This is a genomic window from Ancylobacter sonchi, assembly GCF_018390695.1.
Lineage (GTDB): Bacteria > Pseudomonadota > Alphaproteobacteria > Rhizobiales > Xanthobacteraceae > Ancylobacter > Ancylobacter sonchi.
The window spans coordinates 18,273-38,175 of the sequence record NZ_JAHBGF010000015.1 but is presented as its reverse complement, the minus strand read 5'-3'; the positions used below and the strand labels follow the sequence as shown (position 1 = coordinate 38,175).

Below are 19,903 nucleotides of genomic sequence, written 5' to 3'. Positions count from 1 at the left end.
GGGGGCGGCGTAAGGGTGGCCGGTCACACTGGTCCCGCCCATGAAAAAGCCGACGACCCCAGCGCCCAACCAGACCCCTCTCGTTCTCGTCGTCGACGATGACGAGGGCATTCGCCATGGCCTTTCCGATATCTTCGACTCGGTGGGGCTGGAGGCGATGGCGTTCAGTTCCACGACTGAGCTGCTGGAGGCGCAACTGCCGGATCGTCCGGGCTGCCTCGTCCTCGATGTGCGCCTGCCGGGGGCGAGTGGCCTCGATCTTCAGACCAAGTTGAACGCGATGGGCAATCGCATGCCGATCATCTTCATGACCGGCTATGGGGACATCCCGATGTCCGTGCGGGCGATGAAGGCCGGCGCCACGGACTTTCTCACCAAGCCGTTCCGCGACCAGGAAATGCTGGACGCGGTGACGGTGGCCATCGAGCGGGACACCGCCCGGCGGGCCGAAAAGGCGGCGACCGTGGGGATCGTCGAGCTTTCGGCCACCCTCACGCCCCGTGAGGTGGAGGTGATGCGCCTCGTGGTGGCGGGCCTTCTCAACAAGCAGATCGCCCACGAACTCGGCGTGAGCGAAATCACCGTAAAAATTCACCGGGGCAATGTCATGCGAAAGATGAAGGCGACATCCGTGGCGGATCTCGTTCGCAAGGCGGAGCTCATCAGGGTGGCGTCAGACGCCTAGGCGGCACCCATGCACGCCCGCCTCGGGGAGTGTCCTGGTGAAGGTATTATTGTGCCGTAAACTATCGTATAGTTACCAGCTGTCGGCTGCTGCTCCATTTAGTGGGAGGAAATATTCTCAAGGCCCGGGAGCGTTGGCCGTGACGGTCAAACCGAGATCCGTAGCGATCGTCGATGACGACGAAGCATTCCTCGACGCTACGACGTCATTCCTTCAGTCTCTTGGCTACAAGACCCATTCCTACGCTTCGGCGGAGGCATTTCTGGAGTCCGCCCCGCAGGATGAAATCTCGCACCTGCTCACGGACGTGAACATGCCGGGGATGAGCGGACTGGAACTTCAGGCAATTATTCGCGTGCGTCACCCGACCATGCATATCATCGTTATGACGGCTCTCGGCGACGAGACGGTGCGCCGCCGTGCGATGGCCGGCGGTGCGGCCTGCCTGCTGCGCAAGCCGATCCTCGCCGAGGCACTGATACGCTGCCTGGGCGAGTAGGCCTGTCCGCTGGTCTCGATGCCGTGCGAATGTCGGTCGCTCGCCCCGAATGGGGGCTCATGGCGCGCTTTCAGGCGAAGCTGGTCTGGCGGTCCTGGACGATGCGGCGACGGACGACCTGCGGGGATTGGCCGAACGAGCGCACGAAGGCGCGGCGCATACGTTCGCGGTCGGCAAATCCGGTGATCTGCGCGATCTCGTCGAGTGGAAAGCGCCCTTCCTCCATGAGCAGGCGGGCCGCTTCGAGGCGGAGCGTCTCTATCACCTTTGCGGGCGTCTGCCCGGTCTCGTTGCGGAATAGCCGGCTGAACTGGCGGACGCTGAGATTGGCGCATTGCGCGAGTTCCTCGATCGAGAGGTCCTTCGCCAGATTTTCCTTCGCGTAGGCCAGCACCCGACGAATCCGGTCCGTCTTCGGCTCGACTTCCACCAGGGTCGAGAACTGGGACTGGCCGCCGGGACGACGGAGATAAAGCACCATGCGGCGCGCCGTCGTGCGCGCGATCTCCTGGCCGAAATCGTCCTCCACAAGTGCCAGCGCCATGTCCATGGCCGCACTCATGCCGGCGGAGGTCCAGAACCCGCCATCGTTGATGAAGATGCGGTCGGCATCGACCCGGATCGCGGGAAACTCGGCCTGAAGGCGGGCGGCATGCGCCCAGTGCGTGGTCGCCCGCCGTCCGTTCAGCAGGCCGGCTTCCGCCAGCGCGAAGGCGCCGGTACAGACGCCCGCGATCCGGCGGGAGCGTCCGACGGCCCGGTTCAGATAATCGAGATGCCCGGGCGATGTCGGTCCCATCGCCAGTGAGCCGATCGTCACCGTGGTGTCGTGGAAGCTTGCGGGAAACGGCTTGGTCTCGATCGCAAATCCGAGGGAGTTGCGTACCGGCCCGCCGTGCTCGGAGATGACGTGGACGTCGTAGCCGGGATATTCCAGCACGCGGTTGGCCATTTCGAACGCCGAGAGTGCCGCGAGCCCCATGACCTGGAACCCCTCGGCGACCAGCAGCCCGATACTGATAAGCTTACGCATGATTGCTTCGATCTGGTCCTCGGTCCGTACCGCTCCTTCGTTCCACGCGCCGCGGTGGAACGCAAATCCGTCGCAGAGGAGTGACCTGCGGGGACGGTCGAGCGCGGAGGGCACGACATGCCGAGGCATGGCGCGCCTTGTGGAGAGGGAGCCCTGCACGGCGGTCGCACCGTGCAGGGAGCCGTCAGAAGCCCTCGAGGACGATCTTGCCCTTGGCCCTGCCGCTTTCGAGCCATGCGTGGGCCTTCGCGAGGTTCTCGGCATTGATGGGGTGGAGGATCTCCGTCACCGTCGTACGGATATTCCCCTCGTCGACCAGCTGAGCCACCGCGTCGAGCAGCTTGCCCTGCTCGGCCATGTCGGCCGTCTGGAAAAGCGAGCGGGTGAACATGAACTCCCAATGCGTCGACACCGCCTTGCGCTTGAAAGACATGACATCGAGCGTCTCCGGGTCGTCGATCAGCCCGAACCGCCCCTGGGGCGCGATCAGCTCGACGATTTCCTTGAAGTGCCGGTGGGTTTCGGTCGTCGAGAACACAAAGGCCGGCGCGCCGATGCCGAGTGCCGCCACCTGCTCGGCGAGAGGCTTGCCGTGGTCGACGACGTGGTGAGCCCCGAGTTCCTTCACCCAGCTCTGGGTCTCCGGCCGCGACGCGGTGGCGATGACCGTCACGTCGGTCAGCGCCCGCACCAGCTGGATGGCGATCGAGCCGACGCCACCGGCGCCGCCGATGATGAGGATCGCGTTGGCGGCACCCGGCACCGGCCTGCGGATATCGAGGCGGTCGAACAGCATCTCCCAGGCGGTGATCGCCGTGAGTGGCAGCGCGGCGGCTTCGGCGTGGGACAATGAAGCCGGCTTGCGACCGACGATGCGTTCGTCGACGAGGTGGAACTGGCTGTTGGCGCCGGCGCGGGCGATGGAGCCGGCATAGTAGACCTCATCGCCCGGCTTGAAGGCGCTCACCGCCTCGCCGATTTCCGCCACGCGTCCGACGGCGTCCCAGCCGAGCACTTTCCACTCGCCGGCCGGCGCCGCGGCGCCGAGTCGTACCTTGGTGTCGACCGGATTGACCGAGATGGCCCGGACTTCGACCAGAAGGTCGCGTCCCGTTGCCTTCGGGCGTTCCAGCTCGATGTCGATCAGCGCGGACTCGCGATCGATGGGGCCGGGCTGCTGATAGCCGATTGCTTTCATCTTGATCTCCTGAGGATTGTGGATCGGCCGGAGGGCCGGGTTGCGCTCACGGCCGGGCGCCGAGCGGCAGGCGGAACAGCCTGATGGGCCAGCGAATCTGCGAAGTGCCGCCGTTGAACATGGCCGCGCGATCGATCTGCGGCACCGGCAGCCACAAGACGTGGTCGGTATCGATGAAAGGGGCATCGACCCAGTGCAGTTCCGGCGAGACGAGCAGCGTCGTCACCGTGCCGTCCGCCGCGCGTTTGCGAAGGGCATTGGCGGCGAGATCGGTGAAGTAGAGATCGCCGTTCGAATCCATCACCGTGCCGCCGACCGGCGGCAGGTTGGCCCAGGGCTCGACCTTTTCGGCGAGCTCGTCCGGCGATAGCGAGGCATCGTCCAGAAAGCGTGTCTCGATGCGCGACCACGGCCCCTCCAGCGGTCCGTAATGAAGCCATTTGCCGTCCGGCGAGACTTCAAGCGGATCGCTATGGACGTGAAGGGGCTTGCCGTCGGGACCCGTCAAGGGCTGGCCGTCGAGGAAGATGTCCCGGTCCGGGCGTGCCGTTACCGACCCGTGGCCCTCCAGAACCCGGCGCGTGGAGCCGTCACGCAGGTCGAGCACGATCAGCCCCGGCCTGCCGGCATCGGTGAGGTAGGCATGGTCGCCGTTGAAGCGGATGTCGTCGATATAGCTGCCGGCAAGCGCCGCCGTCGGCCCGAGCGGAATCACCCGGTCGACCGCATCGGTGGCGAGGTCGAGGCGGACCAGCTTGGCGGCGCCCGGCAGCGGGTCGCCGCCGAATTCCGGCGAGCCGGTATCTACCGCCCAGAGCCCACCCTTGCCGTCGAGATGTATGGCGTTCACGTTGACGAAGGTCGTGCCGTTGGCGACGCCCGGCGTCCAGCCGTTCCATTGCGGCGACGGATAGGGCCGGGCGATCCCATGCCCGTCGATGAGGGCGAGTGAGGGGCCTTTCGAGCCGGTCCAGCGCGGGCCCGCCACGAAGACGCGGCCATGGTCCACCGCGACGGCGTTCCAGATCATGTCGTGGCTTTCGGCGGCGATCTCGATGTCGATCGGGGCCGCCGCGGCTCCCGATATCGCCGTGCCGGAGGTAAGGATCATCGTGGCGGCCGAAAGCGTGGTTATCCAGTTCATCTCACGTGCCTTGAACGTCCTTGGATGCGGGGCCGCCTGGCGTCGGGCGGGGTAGGTCGACCGAGGAATTGGGGGCGACGGCCGATATCCCGGTAGAGAGGGAGGTCGGCGCGTCGAAGCCGCTGTGGCGGTGACGCCCCGCAAGGTTGGATAGCGAACACCAAGGGCGGGCGAGGGTCGGCACCTGCCGATGACGGCGATCACGATGTATGCGGTAGCAGCGGGATGCCTCGGTCCGACAGGACGTAGATGCCATCATTCCGGCCACGCGATTGCAGATGGGCCGTGGGCCCCCACATTCGCGGTGAGCCACTCCGGAGAGGAAGCATGAAAGTCGGTCTGGTCCTGTGCCCGGAGTTCCAACCGATCTGCTTCGGCGCGGTGGCGGCTTTCGACATCGCCAACAAGCAGGCGGGCCGGAAGCTGTACGACGTTCGGGTGCTGTCGGAGCAAGGTGGGCTGGTCGCCGCCTCGTCCGGCATGCAGGTGATGACGGATGCCTTCGACACCGGCGCCTATGACACGCTGCTCGTCGCGGCGGGGCTGGAGATACCGACCTCGTCGCCGGGGCTGATCCGGCTCCTGCGTGCCGCTGCCCGCGACACCCGGCGCGTCGCCGCCATCTGCCTCGGCTCGTTCGTGCTGGGCGATGCCGGCCTGCTGAATGGCCGGCGCGCCACCACCCATTGGCGCTATGCGCAGGCCCTGCGGGACCGCTTTCCCAGCTGCCGTGTCGACATGGACAAGATCTTCATCGCCGATGGTCCGATCTGGACGTCGGCCGGCATGACGGCCGGCACCGATCTCGTCGTCGGCATGATCGAACGTGACCATGGTGCCGAGGTGGCACGCTCGGTCGCCAAGGGCATGGTGATGTATCATCGCCGCTCGGGCGGGCAGTCCCAGCACTCCACCCTGCTGGATCTCAGCCCGCAGGAGGATCGGATCCAGGCGGCGCTCAACCATGCGCGTCAGAATCTCGCCAACGAGCTGACGATCGAGGATCTGGCCGATGTCGCCTGCCTGAGCCCGCGCCAATTCAGCCGCCTGTTCCGGACGGAGACCGGCACGACGCCGGCCAAGGCCGTCGAGGCGCTGCGGGTGGAGGCCGCGCGGCTGATGCTGGAGCAGAGTCGGCTGCCCATCGAGGTAATCGCCCGCGAAGTGGGCTTCGCGAACCGGGAACGCATGCGGCTGTCCTTCCTTCGGGTGCTCGGCGAGGTGCCGAGGGCGATCCGCAGCGAAGCCGGGCCTGTCGCCGCGCTCTAGGCCGCCCGGCTAGCCGAGGCGGATGTTGGACAGGTCGATCGAGACCACCAGCGGTTCCCGGCTGAAGCTGCCGTCGGGCTGCCGGGCGAAGATGCGCCTTCTGGTAGGGAACTTGATGCCGGACACCTCCTCATAGTCCGAGATGAGGTGAGCGCCGGGCGTGTTGCCGGCGATTTCGACATCGTAGTCGTGACGCTTGAGCAGCCCGTCGCCGTCGAAATAGAGCGTCTGCACCGCGCTGTGCGTCGCGATGTTCGCCGGGAACCGCACCGCGAGACGACGCCAGTCGCCCTCCTCGGTCTGCCAGGGCTCGAGTTCCTCGGTCTCCACGCCCGGCCACGCCAGCACGAACGGCATGTTGAGATAGGTCCACATGGCGCAGCCGGCGAAATAGGCGAGCTGCAGCTCGCTCCAGGGCGTCTGCAGCGTGTGCCCCGCAAAGCTTGCCCGGGGCTGGAGAAGTTCGTCGAGTACGGTGCCGTCGTCCGCCTCGAGAGCAACCCGGCCGGGAGTGAAGCGCGAACGCCGGCCAGCGCCCCCGAATGGTGCGTGCGACGCCCATTCGCCCTTGAGGCCAACCGTCACGGTGGTCCCCGCCAGAGTGTGGGGCTGTCCCTTCAGTGCCCACAGCACGCCGCCCTGGACGAGGTCGGCGGAAACCTTGTCGAACTGCCGCCAGCGCTGGAGGCCGCCATGTGCCTCGATAGCAAGGTCCTTAAGCCGGGTCATGCTGCTCTCCTGCTGGGCCCACGGAATGGCGGGCGGCGTGGAGGAAGCCTAGGCGGCGCCCGGGGCGGTACTGAACGACATAGATGCCTTGTTTCAGGCCGCGTTCGGTGCGGCTTGCATGGAACGCGGCTGCCGGGCCGCGTCATTCCCGGTCTTCTTCCTGGCTCGCCAAGTGAAGAAGGCAAAGAGGTTCAGAACTGGCGGGCGGAAGGGCCGAGGATCTTCTGAAAGGAGGTGGGACGCCCGGCGACTTGAACGATCGATTTCGGGAATGACCGCTTTTCAATCCGACCTGCATTCTCGACAGGATGGCCGGAAACATGGCTTTGCTGACCTTCGTCACGGCGCGGCGGTGATGTTCAATCGGACGTGTCAGGCGCCTCCGGTTTCCGATGGCACCTCATCGATCATCCCCCTGTTCGCAATCGCGGGAGCTCCCATGTCGAGCCAGTCGGACACCTACCTCGCCGTTCAGGCCGTCGCGCCGGGCCGGCTCGAATTGACGCGCAAGCCGCTCGCCGCCCCGGCAAGCGGGCAGGTACGGCTGCGCGTTCAGGCCTGCGGCGTCTGCCATTCCGACGCCGGGACGGTCGAGGGCGCGTTTCCGATCGACTGGCCGCGCGTGCCCGGCCATGAGGCGGTAGGCGTGATCGATGCGATCGGAGACCATGTCGAGGGCTGGACGCTCGGGCAGCGCGTCGGCGTTGGTTTTCTCGGCGGGAGCTGCGGCCATTGCGACGAGTGCCGCAGGGGCGACCTCGTCAATTGCCGGAACCAGGAGTTCACCGGTGTCCACCATGATGGCGGCTACGCGCAATACATGCTGGCGCGGGCCAGCGGCTTGGTATCGGTTCCCGACGGCCTCTCATCCGAGGATGCCGCGCCGCTGCTCTGCGCCGGTCTCACCACGTTCAGCGCCCCGCGCAATTCGCCGGCCCGAGCCGGCGATCTCGTCGCCATTATCGGCATTGGCGGGCTGGGGCACCTCGCGGTGCAGTTCGCGCGACGCATGGGCTTCGAGGTCGTCGCCATCGGCCGTGGGCCGGACAAGGGAGGGCTCGCGGAAAAGCTCGGCGCCCATCACTATGTCGACAGCTCGACTGTCGCGATCGCCGAGGCGCTGCAGAAGCTGGGCGGTGCCCATCTCGTGGTCGCGACGGCGTCCGGCGGCACGGTGGTCGCGGAGGCGGTGAAGGGGCTCCGGCCGCGCGGCCGGATTATCGCGCTGGGGGCGAGCCCCGAGCCGGTCGAGGTGTCGACGGCGGACCTGCTGTTCGGCGGGCGATCCATCGAGGGGGCGCTGACCGGCGACCCGGCGACGGCCGATGACACGCTGCGCTTCAGCTCGCTCGCCGGCGTCGCCGCCATGATCGAGACCATGCCGCTGGAACAGGCTCCTGAAGCCTATCGGAAGATGATGTCGGGCCAGGCCCGCTTCCGCATCGTCCTGACCATGTGACCCGCGCATACCTCCTAACCTGTCATCACGTCGAGCCATCCGGCTCGCGAAGGACCGATCATGTCACTTGAAACCGCAAAGACCGAATTCCTCGGCATCGACGATGTGCGCTTCGCGTTCCGACGCCTCGGGCCCGCGACCGGAACGCCGCTCGTCCTGCTCCAGCATTTCACCGGCACGATGGATGCTTGGGATCCGGCTGTGGTGAACGCTCTTGCACAGACCCGCCCGGTCGTCGTCTTCGACAATCTCGGCGTGGGTTCCTCGACCGGCCGGACGCCCGACACGGTGGAGCAGATGGCGGCCGATGCCGGGACCTTCATCCGGGGTCTCGGTCTCGCGCGGGTCGATCTGCTCGGCTTCTCCCTCGGCGGCATGCTGGCCCAGCTCCTCGCCGTGCAGCAGCCCGATCTGATCGGGAAGCTCATCATCGCCGGCGCGGCGCCTCGCGGTGGCGAGGAGCATCTGATGGCCGTCGTCGAGGACGCTTTCGCCCAAGGCGCGCCGGATGTGCGGCTGCCGCTGTTCTTCACACCCTCCGAGATGAGCCAGCGCGCCGGCCGCGCCTTCGTCGCCCGCGCAACGGCCCGTAAGCAGGAGCGCGATCCGGAGAGCGGCGACGACGTCAGCGAGCCGCAGGCGAAGGCGATCATCGGATGGTGCGCGCGCGAGGAAGAGGACGAGGCGACGCTGCGCTCCATCCGGCAGCCCGCGCTGATCGTGCATGGCAGCGACGACACCATGTTTCCCAGCATCAACGCCTACAACATGTTCAAGGCGATACCGAACGCCGAGCTCATCCTCTACCCCGACTCCGGTCATGGTGCGCTGTTCCAGTACCCGGAGAGGTTCGTCGCCCATTGCCGCATCTTCCTGGACGCGTGAGGGACCGACACATGCACGATCTCCAACAGCAGGTGATCGAGGCCCATGGCGGCCTCGAACGCTTCCGCCGGTTTTCCGTCCTGACGGCCCGGCTTCACCAGTTCGGCATTCTCTGGGACCTGAAGGGCAAGCCCGACGTCCTCGCCCATGCCAATGTCCGGGTGGACCTCCGCAAGGAGGAGGTGTCGCACTGGCCCTTCCATCCAACGGCGAACCGTTCGCGTTTCACGCCGGATGAGGTGAGCATCGAGACGCCTGACGGTGCCGTCGTCGAGAGGCTGGAGCAGCCGCGCGCGAGCTTCGCCGGCTTCGCGATGGAGACCCATTGGAGCAACCCGCAGCTCGCCTATTTCGCGGGCTATACGATGTGGACCTATCTGACCTCGCCCTTCATCCTCGCCCAGCCGGGCGTGGTAGCCGAGGAGATTGCGCCCTGGTCGGAAAAGGGGGAGGTCTGGCGGCGGCTGCGCGTGAGCTTCCCCGCGACCATCGCGACCCATAGCCGGGAGCAGACCCTCTATGTCGGACCGGACGGCCTGATCCGTCGCCACGACTACGAGGTGGAGATCCAGGGCAACAACGCGGCGGCGCGCTATCTCCTGCCTCACGTCGACGTCGAAGGCATCCTGTTGCCTTCCGGCTTCAGAGTCTTCCCAAGGCAACCGGACAACACGCCGGCGCCGGAGCCGCTGATCGTCGGCGTCGATATCACCGATTACCGCCTCGCGTGAGGAAGGGTCGCGCGCCATGAACGGGCGCGCGACGCGGCCAACCTGCAGGAAGGAGCCACTGATGACACTCCCCCGAACCACGTCGCGGCAGATCGCCGTCGAACATGTCCGCATCGCCTGCGCGCGGCCATTCGCCGAGGTGCGCGCGGCGCTGGCAGCGGCCGTGCCGGAGCTGGATGCGAACATCGTCGCCTTGCTGAGCCGCGGCGACCGGGCCGCCATCGACGAGCATGAGGCGCATGGTCCCAAGCTTTTCATCTTCCTCGAACGCGACCACGGAGCGCTGCTCGCGATCGCGGGAGGCAGGAAGAACGCGGTCCAGTACGAGATCGGTAATCCGATCACCGCTTCGAAAATGACCCGCCACCACCTCGGCGCGGCTCTCTACGCGCCGCTGCGCGTCGCGCTGTATGAGACAGAAGGCGGCGAGGTGCTCTTCGAATATGATCGGCCGTCATCACTGTTTGGCCAGTTCGGGAACGATGACGTCCTGCAGGTCGGCCTCTCTCTCGATCGGGAACTCGAGGCGGTGCTGCTCGCAGCGGCCGGCACATCGGCGCCAAATGAGGAAGCGGCCTTGTAGCGCGTTCGCGCCAGGAGCTGATGTCAGCACTCTGCCGGAAAACAGACATTCCCGGCCCTTACGGCGAATGTCGGCTTCCGCGATCCCCTCATGGGTTTGGGTCAGTGAAACTGAGGCTTCCCCATAGGCCGTAGTAGATTGGGGAACCAAGTCAACTATTTAGCCGTCGTTTTAGGAAAGCGTTGTTCGGCCGATTGACGACCCGACACTATGGTATCGGGTCGTCAGGGCAATTCACTTTAACCTGTACTCGATGGTGATCAGGCGGGAGCGCCCGGAAATATGGGCCAACGCGTCTTCCCCCGAAGCCTTCCCGGCATCGGAGCCGAACGCCGCCTGCATCGCCGCCTCGTCGGCGAAATACAGTTCGTTGACAGAATCGAAGGGGTTGTCGGGCGAGTCGGTCTTGGCGATGTTGACGATGAATTTGTCGAGGCCGGGTATCGCCTGCGACAGCTTCGAATGCTCCTCGGTGAGCCAATGCCGGAATTCGTCGAGGCTCATTCCTTCTTTGCGCTTCATCATCGACAATACTTTGATCATTCCTCATTCCTTTCGCGCGATGGGTCGCCTAAGCTTCAATGGCAGCACGGATCCATGTGCGCCGACATGCAGCCGCCAGCCGCCAGCCGCCAGCCGCCTGCCGGGCTCGGCCGGTCAACGGATGCAACTTACCGGCTTGCGGCCCGGTCGCTTATCGTCACGTCTGATTAACAGGCTTCAGGTGGACGACAGTGACCGTCGACTGTTAGTCGATGCGCGAAGACGCGGTATCTGTTCTACGGTAGTTGTTCAGAGAGACGCGTCATGTCCAGGATAGATATTATCGATGCCCATCATCATGTCTGGAGACGAGCGGACCAGCCCTGGCTGAATGGACCGATGGTTCCGAGAATATTCGGCGAATACGAGCCGATACGTCGGGACTACCTGATCGGCGAGTATCTCGACGACATCCGCGACGCCGGCATCGTCGCCTCGGTCTATGTGCAGACCAATTGGGATCCGGCGCGGGCCGTGGAGGAGGTCGAGTGGGTCCAGTCGATCACGCACACCCATGGCTGGCCGCACGCCATCGTCGGCTTCGCGGACATGACGGATGCAAGCCTGCCAGCGAAGCTGGACGCCATGCAGGACAGTCCGGCGCTACGCGGCATACGCCAGCAGGTGCACTGGCATGAAAACCCGCAATACCGGTTCGCTGCCCGTCCAGATCTGATCGCCGAGCCGGCCTGGCGGCAGGGATTGGCCGGCCTGGCGCCGAGAGGGCTGCTGTTCGAGTTGCAGATCTTCACGTCGCAAATGGCGGATGGCGCGGCGCTCGCCAGGGCGTTCCCCTCGACGACCTTCGTGCTCGAACATGCAGGCATGCCGGAAGATGCGAGCGAGCAGGGCCGCGACGCCTGGCGCCGGGGCATGCGGCAGCTGGCCGACAATCCGAATGTCTATGTGAAGCTGTCCGGGCTCGGGACCTTCATCCATCGCGCGACGCTCGGTGATATCCAGCCGATCGTCAGCGACACGGTCGACCTTTTCGGGGCAGAGCGCTGCGTCTGGGGCTCGAATTTCCCCATTGAGAAGCTCTGGAGCGACTACGGCACGCTGGCCGAGAACATCCGGCGCGCCGTCGCGCATCTGCCGCTCCGAGACCAGCAGGGTATCCTGTTCGACACCGCCGCGCGGCTATACCGTCTGGAAGGCTGAATCCGCGCATCCCGCCCAATGCCGTCCCCGGGCGTGCCGGATTTCCGGCCCGCCGGGCAGCGCCCCCCGGTAGTCACTGGGCGTCACGCCGGTGTGCTGGCGGAAGAACCGCGTGAAGTTGCATTGCGCGGTGAAGCCGAGGCTGCTGGCGATCGACGTCAGATTGTCTTCGGATGCCCGCATCTGGTTGACGGCCTCCTCCAGGCGCAGCGAATTCCAGAACACCCCCGGCGTGAGGTCGAGCTGGTCGCGGAACAGCGAGAACAGATGCGGGCGCGAGAGGCCAGCGGCGCGCGCCACCTCCTCCATGTCGAGGCCACGCGACATGTTCTCGCGCATCAGGGCGACGGCCTTGCGCAGCCGGAAGTCCTTCGCCCGGCGCTCCCGGATCGCGGCCTCGGCGTCCTCGACCTGACAGGCTGCGAGGGCTCTCTTCAGGAACACCAGAATGGCGCAGTCGATCTCGTAGGGGTCGCAGCTCTCGTTGATCAGCATGTCGGCCAGCGCCTGCAGTTCATCGCGCAGGGCCGGCGAGATCGGCAGCTTCAGGTCGGTGAAGCCGGCGGGCGTGCCGGCCGGCAGATGGTGGGCGAGCCAGTCGGGGTCGAGATAGAACGACAGGGTATGCGTCTGGGCGGCGCTCTCGACCTTCAGGCAGTGCGGCACGAAGGCATTAATGACGGCGGCGGTCTCCGCGTCATGTCCGATCGCCCGGCCATTGAGGCTCAGCGGAGCCGGGGCCCCCGCCAGCCAGAAGCTGAGATTCACGCTGGAATGCACGTGGGGCACCAGCTCTCCCGTCAGCTCCAGCACGGACACGGAGCCGAAATCCCCATCATGAACACGATGAAGCTTGGACATCATTTCCTCCTCGGCTGGCGGCTTTGCCGCTCTTTATGCGCATTCGAAGCTAGCACGGACGGACGGCGCGCCGGCAGGACGGGAATGTCCGGCGCCTCCAAAAGTAGATCGGGCGATAAGCAGACCCACTCGATCTCCGCAAGAATAGCGTTGCGGTCGAGTGCCGCCCGACCCGGGCGGTCAAAAGAACAGGCCAAGAGGAATGTTCATGGGTCTTTCCTACAGGAGATTTGAGAAGGTATCCGCCGCCACATCGTTCCTGACGGAGGAGGCTGGAGCGTGTGTTGTCGGCGGGGGGACGCTTCTCGTGCGTCGCGTCAACGAGGGAGATGCTGCGGTCACGACCTATGTTCGTGTCTGCGATCCGGAAATGAAGCGGATCGACGAGGCGGATGGGCGAATTCGTCTTGGCGCGCTGGTCACCATGGCGCAGCTTCTCGGGCATCCCGGCCTGCAATGGCTCGCCCCTGCGGCGAGGATTGTCGGCGGACCGGCCATCCGCTCCGCTGCCACGGTGGGCGGCAACCTGTTCGCGGCCAGCCCCTATGGCGATTTCGGCGTCGCGCTGCTCGCGCTGGGTGCCGTCGTCACCGTTCACGGTGCCGTTGGGGTGGAGGAATGGCCATTGGCGGAGTTCTTCGCCCGGCGCGACAGCCTCCCCGCAGGCCTGATCGTGACATCGGTCGCCTTCACCCGGCCCGAAGCGGGCACATTCAGATTTGTGAAGGCCAGCCGGGTGAAGCCGAAGGGCGCGGCCATTGTCTCCATCGCCGCCGTCATCGCGCGTGACGCCGGGCGGGTCGGCGCGGCCCGGATCGCGTTCGGCGCGATGGCCGGCACGCCGATCCGTGCGAGCTCGTTCGAGCGGGCGCTGATTGGCGAGCAACTCATCACCGCCACCCTGGACCGGCTCGAGCCCCACGTGACGGAAGGTACCACGCCGCCGAGCGATGCCATCGCCAGCGCCTGGTACCGGCAAGCCGTGCTGCCGGTGCATCTGCGCCGCCTGCTCCTGCCTGAAATCGACGGGTGAACCATGGCGAAAATTCCACTGCACTTCATTCTGAACGGCGAGGAGCGGGCCGAGTTCGTCGACAGCGGCGCCACGCTGCTGCGGCTCCTGCGTGACAAGACGGGCGACCTGACGGCCAAGTCCGGCTGCCTGCAGGGCACCTGCGGCACCTGCACGGTGCTGGTGGACGGGGCTCCCCGCCTGTCCTGCATCACGCTGGCCGAGGACTGCGACGGGGCGGACGTCGAGACCGTGGCCGGGCTGGCGGCCCATGGCCAGCTGCATCCCTTGCAGCACGCCGTTATGGAGCATTTCGCGGCGCAGTGCGGCTTTTGCACGCCGGGCATGCTGATGGCCGCCAAGGCCCTGTTCCTGACCAATCCACGTCCCAGCCGTGAGGATGTGGTCGAGGCCCTGAGCGGCAATATCTGCCGCTGCACGGGCTATGAGCCGATCATCCAGGCCGTGCTGTCGGCGGCCCAGGTGATGAGCGCGAGCGGACCGGGAGCCGCCTGATGGAAATCCGCAAGAAGTACTTCGCTGATGAGCGCAATGACGATCTCAAGGAGATCGGGCAGAGCCGCCAGCGCTCCGATGCGCTCGGCCATGTGAAGGGCATCACGCCGTTCTATGCGGATCGCGCGATCCCCGGACTGCTGCATATCCGCATGGTCCGCAGCCCGCATCACCATGCGCGCATTCTCGGCATCGATGCCAGCCGGGCGGAACGCCACCCCGGCGTTCGCCGGGTGATCACCGCCAGGGACGTGCCGCACAACGTCTACACCGTGCTCAGCTTGATCAATATCGGCCCGGAGGACGAGCCGGTGCTGGCCTTCGACAAGGTGCGCTGGCAGGGCGAGCCGATCGTCTGCATCGTGGCGGACAGCGAGCGCGCGGCCTATGAGGCGGCCCAGCTGGTGCAGATCGCCTATGAAGAGTTGCCGGCGGTGTTCGACGTCGAGGAGGCGCTCAAGCCGGGCGCTCCACTGGTCAACGAGTATCACGGGCAGAACTATTATCGCTACGACAGCGGCGAGAGCCGCAAGGTCATCCTTGGCGATGTCGAGAAGGGTTTTGCCGAGGCGGACTTCATTCTGGAGCAGCGTTATCAGGCCTCGCCGATCGAGCAGGCGCCGACCGAGACCACCGGCTGCGTCGTCGTGCCCGACCAGAACAACCGCTTCACCTGCTACACCGGCACGCAGGCGGTCTTCTTCACGCTCGACAACAGCTCGGTGATCCTGCAGGTCCCCGGCCAGCAGCTGCATTTCGTGGGTGGCACGGCGGGCGGTGGCTTCGGCGGCAAGGTGGACTGCACCACCGAGCCGATCGCCATTCTGGCGTCGATGCTCACCGGCCGGCCAGTCTCCTACATCTACAACCGCTACGAGGAGATGCAGATCTCCTCGCCGCGCGCCGCGGAACGGATCTATCTCAAGGACGGGGTGATGAAGGACGGCCGGATCGTCGCCCGTCAGGTGCGCTGCTACGTCGATTCCGGCGCCTATTCACGGCACACGCCCTACGGAACCCAGAAGGCTGCCGCCCATTTTCCCGGCCCCTATACCATCCCGAACGTGCGCATCGACTGCTACTGCGTCTACACCAACCGGACCCCGTCCAGCGCCATGCGCGGCTTCGGCGTGACGATCGGCGATTTCGCGCTCGAAGTGCAGATGGACAAGCTGGCCCGGCTGATCGGCATGGATCCGTTGGAGTTCCGCTTCGTCAACGCCTATCGCGACGGCGACATGAAGGCCCATCACCAACCCACCGAAGGCGCGGCGCTGATCGAATGTATGCAGGAGGCGGCTGAGTGGGCCGATTGGCCGGTCGATCCCCGCTGCATGGCGATGTCGTCGCGCGAACCGAGGAGGCAGCCTTGACCAGGAAGCGCGGGCGGGGCGTGGCCGCCGTCAACTATCCCACCGGCATGAATCTCGGCGGCGACCCCACACAGGCGCTGGTTCATTCGACGCCGACCGGCAATTTCATGGTGACGGTGTCGAGCGTCGATCTCGGCCAGGGCATGAAGCAGATCTTGCGGCAGATCTGCGCCGAGACACTCGGCGTGCCCTCCGAGCGCGTCGTGGTCGACACGGCCGATTCCGACACCGGACCCCATTGCATGGGCACGTTCGCCTCGCGGGGAACCCATCGCGCCGGCAATGCGGTGATTGCCGCCGCCAGGGAGGCGCGCGGCGTGATGCTCGAGGTGGCGGCCGAGATGCTGGAGGTCAGCACCGACGATCTGGAGACCGATGGCGCCGGCAACATCCATGTGGTGGGCGCCCCGGCGAAGGCGGTCTCCGTCACCGATACCGCGCTCGCCGCGCATTTCCAGAAGGGGCGGTCGATTTCCGGTCGCGGCATGTTCCTGGTGCCGCGTTCATATCCCTCGCCGGTCGACGGTGCGATGAAGCCGGCCACCTGCTACGCCCATGCCTGCACGGTCGCGGAAGTGGAGGTGGACGTGGAAACCGGCGAGGTCGACGTGATCTCGCTGAAGAACGTCTATGAGATCGGCCGCGCGCTCAATCCCCGAATGGTCGAGCAGCAACTGGTCGGCGGCGCGTGGATGGGGATCAGCCATGCGATCTACGAGACCACGGAGCCCTATTACCCGCAGCGCGACCACAGGGGCGTCGACTTCAACGAATACCTGATGCCGGGTCCCGGAAACCTGCCGAGGACGGAAGTGGTGGTGCTGGAACGCCCCGCCCCCGATGGCCCCTATGGGGGCAAGGGGCCCGGCGAAATGTGCGCCAATGCGCCGATACCGGCCATCGCCAATGCGATTTTCGACGCGGTGGGCGTGCGGATCGACACCATGCCTTTCACCCCCGAGAAGATCCTGCGCGCCCTGCGCGGGCTCGAAGCCTGACGCAGGGCGATGGAAAGCTATCCCAGCCTCTCCTCGCCCGCTCTCGTCGAGGCGCGCTTCGCCGAGACCGGCTATCTGTCCGATGAGGGGCTGGCGATCGCCATCTTCCTCAGCCTGCAGCTCGGCAAGCCGTTGCTGCTGGAGGGGGCGCCGGGCGTCGGCAAGACCGAAGCCGCCAAGACGCTGGCGACGCTGCTCGGGCGTCCGCTGGTTCGCCTGCAATGCTATGAGGGCATCGACGCGGCCCACGCGCTCTACGAATGGAACTACCCACGGCAATTGCTGGCGCTGCGGGAAGCCGAAGGACATGCGCCGGATCTCTATAGCGAGACCTATCTCATCGAGCGACCGCTGCTCAAGGCGATCCGCGCGCCGCAGAGCTGCGTGCTGCTGATCGACGAGATCGACCGCTCGGACCATGAGTTCGAGGCGTTTCTGCTCGAGTTCCTGTCGGACTTCCAGATCTCGATCCCGGAAGTGGGCACTATCGCCGCCCGAGAGAAGCCCCCGGTCATTCTGACGTCGAACCGGACGCGGTCGCTGCACGAAGCGCTGCGCCGCCGCTGCCTGTATCACTGGATCCCCTATCCCGAGCCGGAGCGGGAGGCGGCGATCATCCGGGCGCGGGCGGGGGACGTCAGTCGGGCGGTGGCGAGGGCCGTCGCGCGTTCGGTGGCGGCGCTGCGCCGCCGGCCGCTGGCCAAGCCACCGGGCATTGCCGAAGCGGTCGAATGGGCGCGCGCGGCCACGCTGCTCGAGAATGGCAGTGGCGACTGGCCGCTGGCTTTCCGGCGGGCGGTGGGCGCGGCGATCAAGGATGAGGAGGACCTCTCGGACCTGCGCGACGATCTCGACGGCCTGCTGGCCGAGGCGTGTGCGTGATGCCGATCGGCGGCCTGCCACCGATCGCCGTCATGATGGTGGCCTTTGGCCGGATGCTGCGCGACAACGGCTTCGCCGTCGCTCCCGAGCAGACCGAGACCTTCCTCCGGAGCCTTGTCCTGCTGGGCCCGGGGGGGATCCGCGACGTCTATCAGGCCGCCGTCGCGTCGTTTTCGCCGCATCCTGAGCGTCGCGCCGACTTCGACGAGTTGTTCCGCGCCTTCTTTCACGGTTCCGGCGCGGTAACCGCGAGCGGGGAGACCGAGCGGGAAGAGGAAGGTGAGACGGAGGCGTCGGCGCCGGAGCGCGACGAGGAGGACGTTGCCGGCGATCGGGCCTCGGCGGCGGATCTGCTGCAGGAGAAGACCATCGCCCCGCTCGCTCCCGACGAGGAGCTGCGCCGGTTCGGCGGCCGGCTTGCCGGGCGTCTCCCGCTGCGGAAGTCGTTCCGGCTGAGGCCCTCGTCGAAGGGCTCTGCCGTTCATCTCCGGCGCTCCCTGCGGCAGATCCTGCGCCATGACGGCGACATTCCCCATCCGCTGATGGCGCTCGCGCCGGCGCGGCCCCGGCGGCTGCTCCTGCTGATCGATGTGTCCGGCTCGATGAGGACCGCGAGCGACGACTATCTCCGGCTGGCTCACATCATCGTGCAGCGGGCGCCGGAGGCTGAGGTCTTCACCTTCGCCACCCGTCTCAGCCGGATCACGTCGAACCTGCGGTGCCGCGACGAGGCGGTGGCGCTCGCGAATGCCGCCGCCGCTGTGGCGGATTGGGAGGGCGGAACGCAGATCGGTCCCTGCCTGGCGCGCTTCCTGTCGGTGCCGCGCTTCGCCGGCCTCGCCAGGGGCGCCGCGATCCTCGTGGTCTCCGATGGCCTGGAACGGGGAGATCCCGCCGTCTTCGTCCAGGCAGTCGCGCGGCTGTCGCGCCTCGCCTGGCGTTTCAGCTGGGCCAGCCCGCTGGTGGCCGATCCCCGCTACCGACCGCGCACCCGGGCCATGCAGGCTGTGCTGCCTTTCCTCGACGATCTGGTCGACGGCTCGTCCGGCTCGGTGCTGATGCCGTTCCTCCTGAACTGGCGGGTTCCCGCCGAACGTGCCTCGAAGATCTGGGGACGGGAGAAGTCGGCCGAGAAATGTACGCATGCATGATCTGTGTAATATAATTCACTAATATAATGCGTAATAATCATTGTTCTTATCGGAATGTCTGAAACATTGTGGCTCTATATTGCCAATCATCCCAGTAAATATTCTGATGTGAACAATCATAATATTTGGTGGGAGGAAGTGATGAACAGACGGGACTTCATGTCTCTTGTCGCGGCCGGGGCGGCTTCGTCGGCCATCGGGAATGTCGCCGTGCCGGCGGCCCACGCGAAAGGCGGGGATGCCACGATCGGCTTCTCGATCGGGTACTTCGCTCATGACTGGCGCCGGCAGATGATCTCCGGCGCGCAGGAGCAGTTCGGCACTTACAAGGCCGAGGGGCTGGCCAAGGATCTGGTCGTCCAGCAGGCGGGCGGCGATGTCGGCCAGCAGATCCAGGATCTGCGCAACATGATCCGGGCCAAGGTCGCGGTGATCACGGTGAACGCGAATTCCGCCACCGCGCTGAACGGCGCCATCAACGAGGCGAAGCGGGCCGAGATACCCGTGGTGTCGTTCGATCAGCGTGTGACCAATCCCTACGCCATCAACGTCACCGTCGATCACTACGCCTTCGGCCAGGCCTATGCCCAGTGGATCGCCAAGACGCTGGGCGGCAAGGGCAAGGTGGTGGTGGTGAACGGTATCGCCGGCCACCCGGCGGCGGAGGCCCGGCGGCAGGCGGCGCTGGATACCTTCAAGCAATATCCCGGCATCGAGGTGGTGTGGAGCGGCTACGGCGATTGGGACCATGCCAAGGCGCAGAGCGTCATGGCGACGGTGATCGCGGCGCAGCCCCAGATCGACGGGGCCTTCGTCGAGGATTCGATGGGGCTCGGCGTGTTGCGGGCGTTCCAGAACGCCCGCCGGCCGATTCCGGTCATGACCGCGGAGGCGCAGAAGGCTTTCCTGCTGGCCTGGAAGCAGGAGCTCGACGGCGGCACCGACATGAAGGCGTTCGCCCGGCCGAACCCGCCGGACATCAGCCGCAACGCCATCGGCATCGCCGTGAGGCTCGCCAATGGCCGCAAGCTGAAGGCGGTCCCCGAGAACACGATCTTCTATCCGATCAAGCTCGAGGTCACGCGCGACAACCTCGTCACGATCCTCGACAGCATGAAGGACCGGCCGGACAGCTATTATCTCTCGGAATGGTTTTCCGAGCCCCAGCTCGACGCGTTTTTCGAGTAGCCC

At 66.1% G+C, this 19,903-nt stretch carries 21 protein-coding genes; 15 read left to right on the top strand and 6 right to left on the bottom strand.

Annotated elements, in window-relative coordinates:
• The first annotated feature begins 40 nt into the window (after nt 1-40).
• Both KHC28_RS07215 and KHC28_RS07210 read left to right on the top strand, forming a co-directional pair.
• Entirely contained in the window at nt 41-685 is a 645-nt protein-coding gene (locus KHC28_RS07215; RefSeq protein WP_214007670.1) for a response regulator transcription factor, read from the top strand.
• 139 nt (nt 686-824) lie between these two features.
• On the top strand, nt 825-1,184 hold the full coding sequence (locus KHC28_RS07210) for a response regulator transcription factor (protein WP_214007669.1): 360 nt from the start codon (nt 825-827) through the stop codon (nt 1,182-1,184).
• Between the two features lie 70 nt (nt 1,185-1,254).
• Here the strand turns inward: KHC28_RS07210 and KHC28_RS07205 are convergent, their stop codons facing one another.
• From KHC28_RS07205 to KHC28_RS07195, 3 genes are all read right to left on the bottom strand, one after another.
• The gene (locus tag KHC28_RS07205; protein WP_214007698.1) at nt 1,255-2,217 is read right to left on the bottom strand and encodes a GlxA family transcriptional regulator; all 963 of its coding nucleotides are present in this window, start codon (nt 2,215-2,217) and stop codon (nt 1,255-1,257) included.
• Between the two features lie 184 nt (nt 2,218-2,401).
• Nucleotides 2,402-3,415 (bottom strand): zinc-binding alcohol dehydrogenase family protein, encoded by a 1,014-nt coding sequence (locus KHC28_RS07200; RefSeq protein ID WP_214007668.1) that lies wholly within the window; start codon nt 3,413-3,415, stop codon nt 2,402-2,404.
• Nucleotides 3,416-3,461: 46 nt separating this feature from the next.
• The gene (locus KHC28_RS07195) at nt 3,462-4,559 is read right to left on the bottom strand and encodes an L-dopachrome tautomerase-related protein (protein WP_214007667.1); all 1,098 of its coding nucleotides are present in this window, start codon (nt 4,557-4,559) and stop codon (nt 3,462-3,464) included.
• 327 nt (nt 4,560-4,886) lie between these two features.
• Between KHC28_RS07195 and KHC28_RS07190 the strand changes: the two genes are divergently transcribed.
• Complete coding sequence (locus KHC28_RS07190) at nt 4,887-5,828, top strand: GlxA family transcriptional regulator (protein ID WP_214007666.1); 942 nt, start codon at nt 4,887-4,889, stop codon at nt 5,826-5,828.
• Nucleotides 5,829-5,837: 9 nt separating this feature from the next.
• Here the strand turns inward: KHC28_RS07190 and KHC28_RS07185 are convergent, their stop codons facing one another.
• Nucleotides 5,838-6,557 (bottom strand): hypothetical protein, encoded by a 720-nt coding sequence (locus KHC28_RS07185; protein ID WP_214007665.1) that lies wholly within the window; start codon nt 6,555-6,557, stop codon nt 5,838-5,840.
• 439 nt (nt 6,558-6,996) lie between these two features.
• Here KHC28_RS07185 and KHC28_RS07180 point away from each other — a divergent pair, with 439 nt between their 5' ends.
• From KHC28_RS07180 to KHC28_RS07165, 4 genes are all read left to right on the top strand, one after another.
• Nucleotides 6,997-8,016, top strand: a complete 1,020-nt coding sequence (locus tag KHC28_RS07180; RefSeq protein WP_214007664.1) for an alcohol dehydrogenase — start codon at nt 6,997-6,999, stop codon at nt 8,014-8,016.
• A gap of 60 nt (nt 8,017-8,076) precedes the next feature.
• Entirely contained in the window at nt 8,077-8,901 is an 825-nt protein-coding gene (locus tag KHC28_RS07175) for an alpha/beta fold hydrolase (protein WP_214007663.1), read from the top strand.
• A gap of 11 nt (nt 8,902-8,912) precedes the next feature.
• The gene (locus KHC28_RS07170) at nt 8,913-9,632 is read left to right on the top strand and encodes a hypothetical protein (protein ID WP_214007662.1); all 720 of its coding nucleotides are present in this window, start codon (nt 8,913-8,915) and stop codon (nt 9,630-9,632) included.
• A gap of 61 nt (nt 9,633-9,693) precedes the next feature.
• The gene (locus KHC28_RS07165) at nt 9,694-10,215 is read left to right on the top strand and encodes a DUF302 domain-containing protein (RefSeq protein ID WP_214007661.1); all 522 of its coding nucleotides are present in this window, start codon (nt 9,694-9,696) and stop codon (nt 10,213-10,215) included.
• 234 nt (nt 10,216-10,449) lie between these two features.
• Here KHC28_RS07165 and KHC28_RS07160 read toward each other — a convergent pair whose 3' ends face one another.
• Nucleotides 10,450-10,758, bottom strand: coding sequence for an EthD domain-containing protein (locus KHC28_RS07160; protein ID WP_214007660.1), 309 nt, complete (start codon nt 10,756-10,758; stop codon nt 10,450-10,452).
• Between the two features lie 264 nt (nt 10,759-11,022).
• Between KHC28_RS07160 and KHC28_RS07155 the strand changes: the two genes are divergently transcribed.
• Nucleotides 11,023-11,919, top strand: coding sequence for an amidohydrolase family protein (locus KHC28_RS07155; RefSeq protein WP_214007659.1), 897 nt, complete (start codon nt 11,023-11,025; stop codon nt 11,917-11,919).
• Here the strand turns inward: KHC28_RS07155 and KHC28_RS07150 are convergent.
• A complete protein-coding gene (locus KHC28_RS07150) occupies nt 11,899-12,780 on the bottom strand; it encodes an AraC family transcriptional regulator (RefSeq protein WP_214007658.1) in 882 nt (293 codons plus the stop codon). The two genes, KHC28_RS07155 and KHC28_RS07150, sit on opposite strands and share 21 nt — an antisense overlap.
• A 208-nt stretch (nt 12,781-12,988) precedes the next feature.
• Between KHC28_RS07150 and KHC28_RS07145 the strand changes: the two genes are divergently transcribed.
• The 7 genes from KHC28_RS07145 (at nt 12,989) to KHC28_RS07115 (ending at nt 19,900) form a co-directional block, all read left to right on the top strand.
• Nucleotides 12,989-13,813 (top strand): FAD binding domain-containing protein, encoded by an 825-nt coding sequence (locus KHC28_RS07145; protein ID WP_214007657.1) that lies wholly within the window; start codon nt 12,989-12,991, stop codon nt 13,811-13,813.
• Nucleotides 13,814-13,816: 3 nt separating this feature from the next.
• Nucleotides 13,817-14,308 (top strand): (2Fe-2S)-binding protein, encoded by a 492-nt coding sequence (locus KHC28_RS07140; protein ID WP_214007656.1) that lies wholly within the window; start codon nt 13,817-13,819, stop codon nt 14,306-14,308.
• Nucleotides 14,308-15,681 carry a xanthine dehydrogenase family protein molybdopterin-binding subunit gene (locus KHC28_RS27700; protein WP_214007655.1) on the top strand — a complete coding sequence of 458 codons (1,374 nt, stop codon included), beginning with the start codon at nt 14,308-14,310 and terminating at the stop codon, nt 15,679-15,681. The genes KHC28_RS07140 and KHC28_RS27700 overlap by 1 nt, the downstream gene beginning before the upstream one ends.
• Nucleotides 15,678-16,679 carry a xanthine dehydrogenase family protein molybdopterin-binding subunit gene (locus KHC28_RS27695; RefSeq protein WP_214007654.1) on the top strand — a complete coding sequence of 334 codons (1,002 nt, stop codon included), beginning with the start codon at nt 15,678-15,680 and terminating at the stop codon, nt 16,677-16,679. Before KHC28_RS27700 ends, KHC28_RS27695 begins: the two co-directional genes overlap by 4 nt.
• 9 nt (nt 16,680-16,688) lie before the next feature.
• On the top strand, nt 16,689-17,561 hold the full coding sequence (locus KHC28_RS07125; RefSeq protein WP_214007653.1) for an AAA family ATPase: 873 nt from the start codon (nt 16,689-16,691) through the stop codon (nt 17,559-17,561).
• A complete protein-coding gene (locus tag KHC28_RS07120) occupies nt 17,561-18,712 on the top strand; it encodes a vWA domain-containing protein (protein WP_246564486.1) in 1,152 nt (383 codons plus the stop codon). The genes KHC28_RS07125 and KHC28_RS07120 overlap by 1 nt, the downstream gene beginning before the upstream one ends.
• A 141-nt stretch (nt 18,713-18,853) precedes the next feature.
• Complete coding sequence (locus tag KHC28_RS07115; protein ID WP_214007697.1) at nt 18,854-19,900, top strand: substrate-binding domain-containing protein; 1,047 nt, start codon at nt 18,854-18,856, stop codon at nt 19,898-19,900.
• Nucleotides 19,901-19,903 lie beyond the last annotated feature (3 nt).

Coding starts and splice junctions, on each gene's coding strand:
- KHC28_RS07215 (WP_214007670.1), top strand. CDS start 41: ATGAAAAAGCCGACGACCCCAGCGCCCAACCAGACCCCTCTCGTTCTC.
- KHC28_RS07205 (WP_214007698.1), bottom strand. CDS start 2,217: ATGCGTAAGCTTATCAGTATCGGGCTGCTGGTCGCCGAGGGGTTCCAG.
- KHC28_RS07200 (WP_214007668.1), bottom strand. CDS start 3,415: ATGAAAGCAATCGGCTATCAGCAGCCCGGCCCCATCGATCGCGAGTCC.
- KHC28_RS07195 (WP_214007667.1), bottom strand. CDS start 4,559: ATGAACTGGATAACCACGCTTTCGGCCGCCACGATGATCCTTACCTCC.
- KHC28_RS07190 (WP_214007666.1), top strand. CDS start 4,887: ATGAAAGTCGGTCTGGTCCTGTGCCCGGAGTTCCAACCGATCTGCTTC.
- KHC28_RS07185 (WP_214007665.1), bottom strand. CDS start 6,557: ATGACCCGGCTTAAGGACCTTGCTATCGAGGCACATGGCGGCCTCCAG.
- KHC28_RS07180 (WP_214007664.1), top strand. CDS start 6,997: ATGTCGAGCCAGTCGGACACCTACCTCGCCGTTCAGGCCGTCGCGCCG.
- KHC28_RS07175 (WP_214007663.1), top strand. CDS start 8,077: ATGTCACTTGAAACCGCAAAGACCGAATTCCTCGGCATCGACGATGTG.
- KHC28_RS07170 (WP_214007662.1), top strand. CDS start 8,913: ATGCACGATCTCCAACAGCAGGTGATCGAGGCCCATGGCGGCCTCGAA.
- KHC28_RS07165 (WP_214007661.1), top strand. CDS start 9,694: ATGACACTCCCCCGAACCACGTCGCGGCAGATCGCCGTCGAACATGTC.
- KHC28_RS07160 (WP_214007660.1), bottom strand. CDS start 10,758: ATGATCAAAGTATTGTCGATGATGAAGCGCAAAGAAGGAATGAGCCTC.
- KHC28_RS07155 (WP_214007659.1), top strand. CDS start 11,023: ATGTCCAGGATAGATATTATCGATGCCCATCATCATGTCTGGAGACGA.
- KHC28_RS07150 (WP_214007658.1), bottom strand. CDS start 12,780: ATGTCCAAGCTTCATCGTGTTCATGATGGGGATTTCGGCTCCGTGTCC.
- KHC28_RS07145 (WP_214007657.1), top strand. CDS start 12,989: ATGGGTCTTTCCTACAGGAGATTTGAGAAGGTATCCGCCGCCACATCG.
- KHC28_RS07140 (WP_214007656.1), top strand. CDS start 13,817: ATGGCGAAAATTCCACTGCACTTCATTCTGAACGGCGAGGAGCGGGCC.
- KHC28_RS27700 (WP_214007655.1), top strand. CDS start 14,308: ATGGAAATCCGCAAGAAGTACTTCGCTGATGAGCGCAATGACGATCTC.
- KHC28_RS07125 (WP_214007653.1), top strand. CDS start 16,689: ATGGAAAGCTATCCCAGCCTCTCCTCGCCCGCTCTCGTCGAGGCGCGC.
- KHC28_RS07120 (WP_246564486.1), top strand. CDS start 17,561: ATGCCGATCGGCGGCCTGCCACCGATCGCCGTCATGATGGTGGCCTTT.
- KHC28_RS07115 (WP_214007697.1), top strand. CDS start 18,854: ATGAACAGACGGGACTTCATGTCTCTTGTCGCGGCCGGGGCGGCTTCG.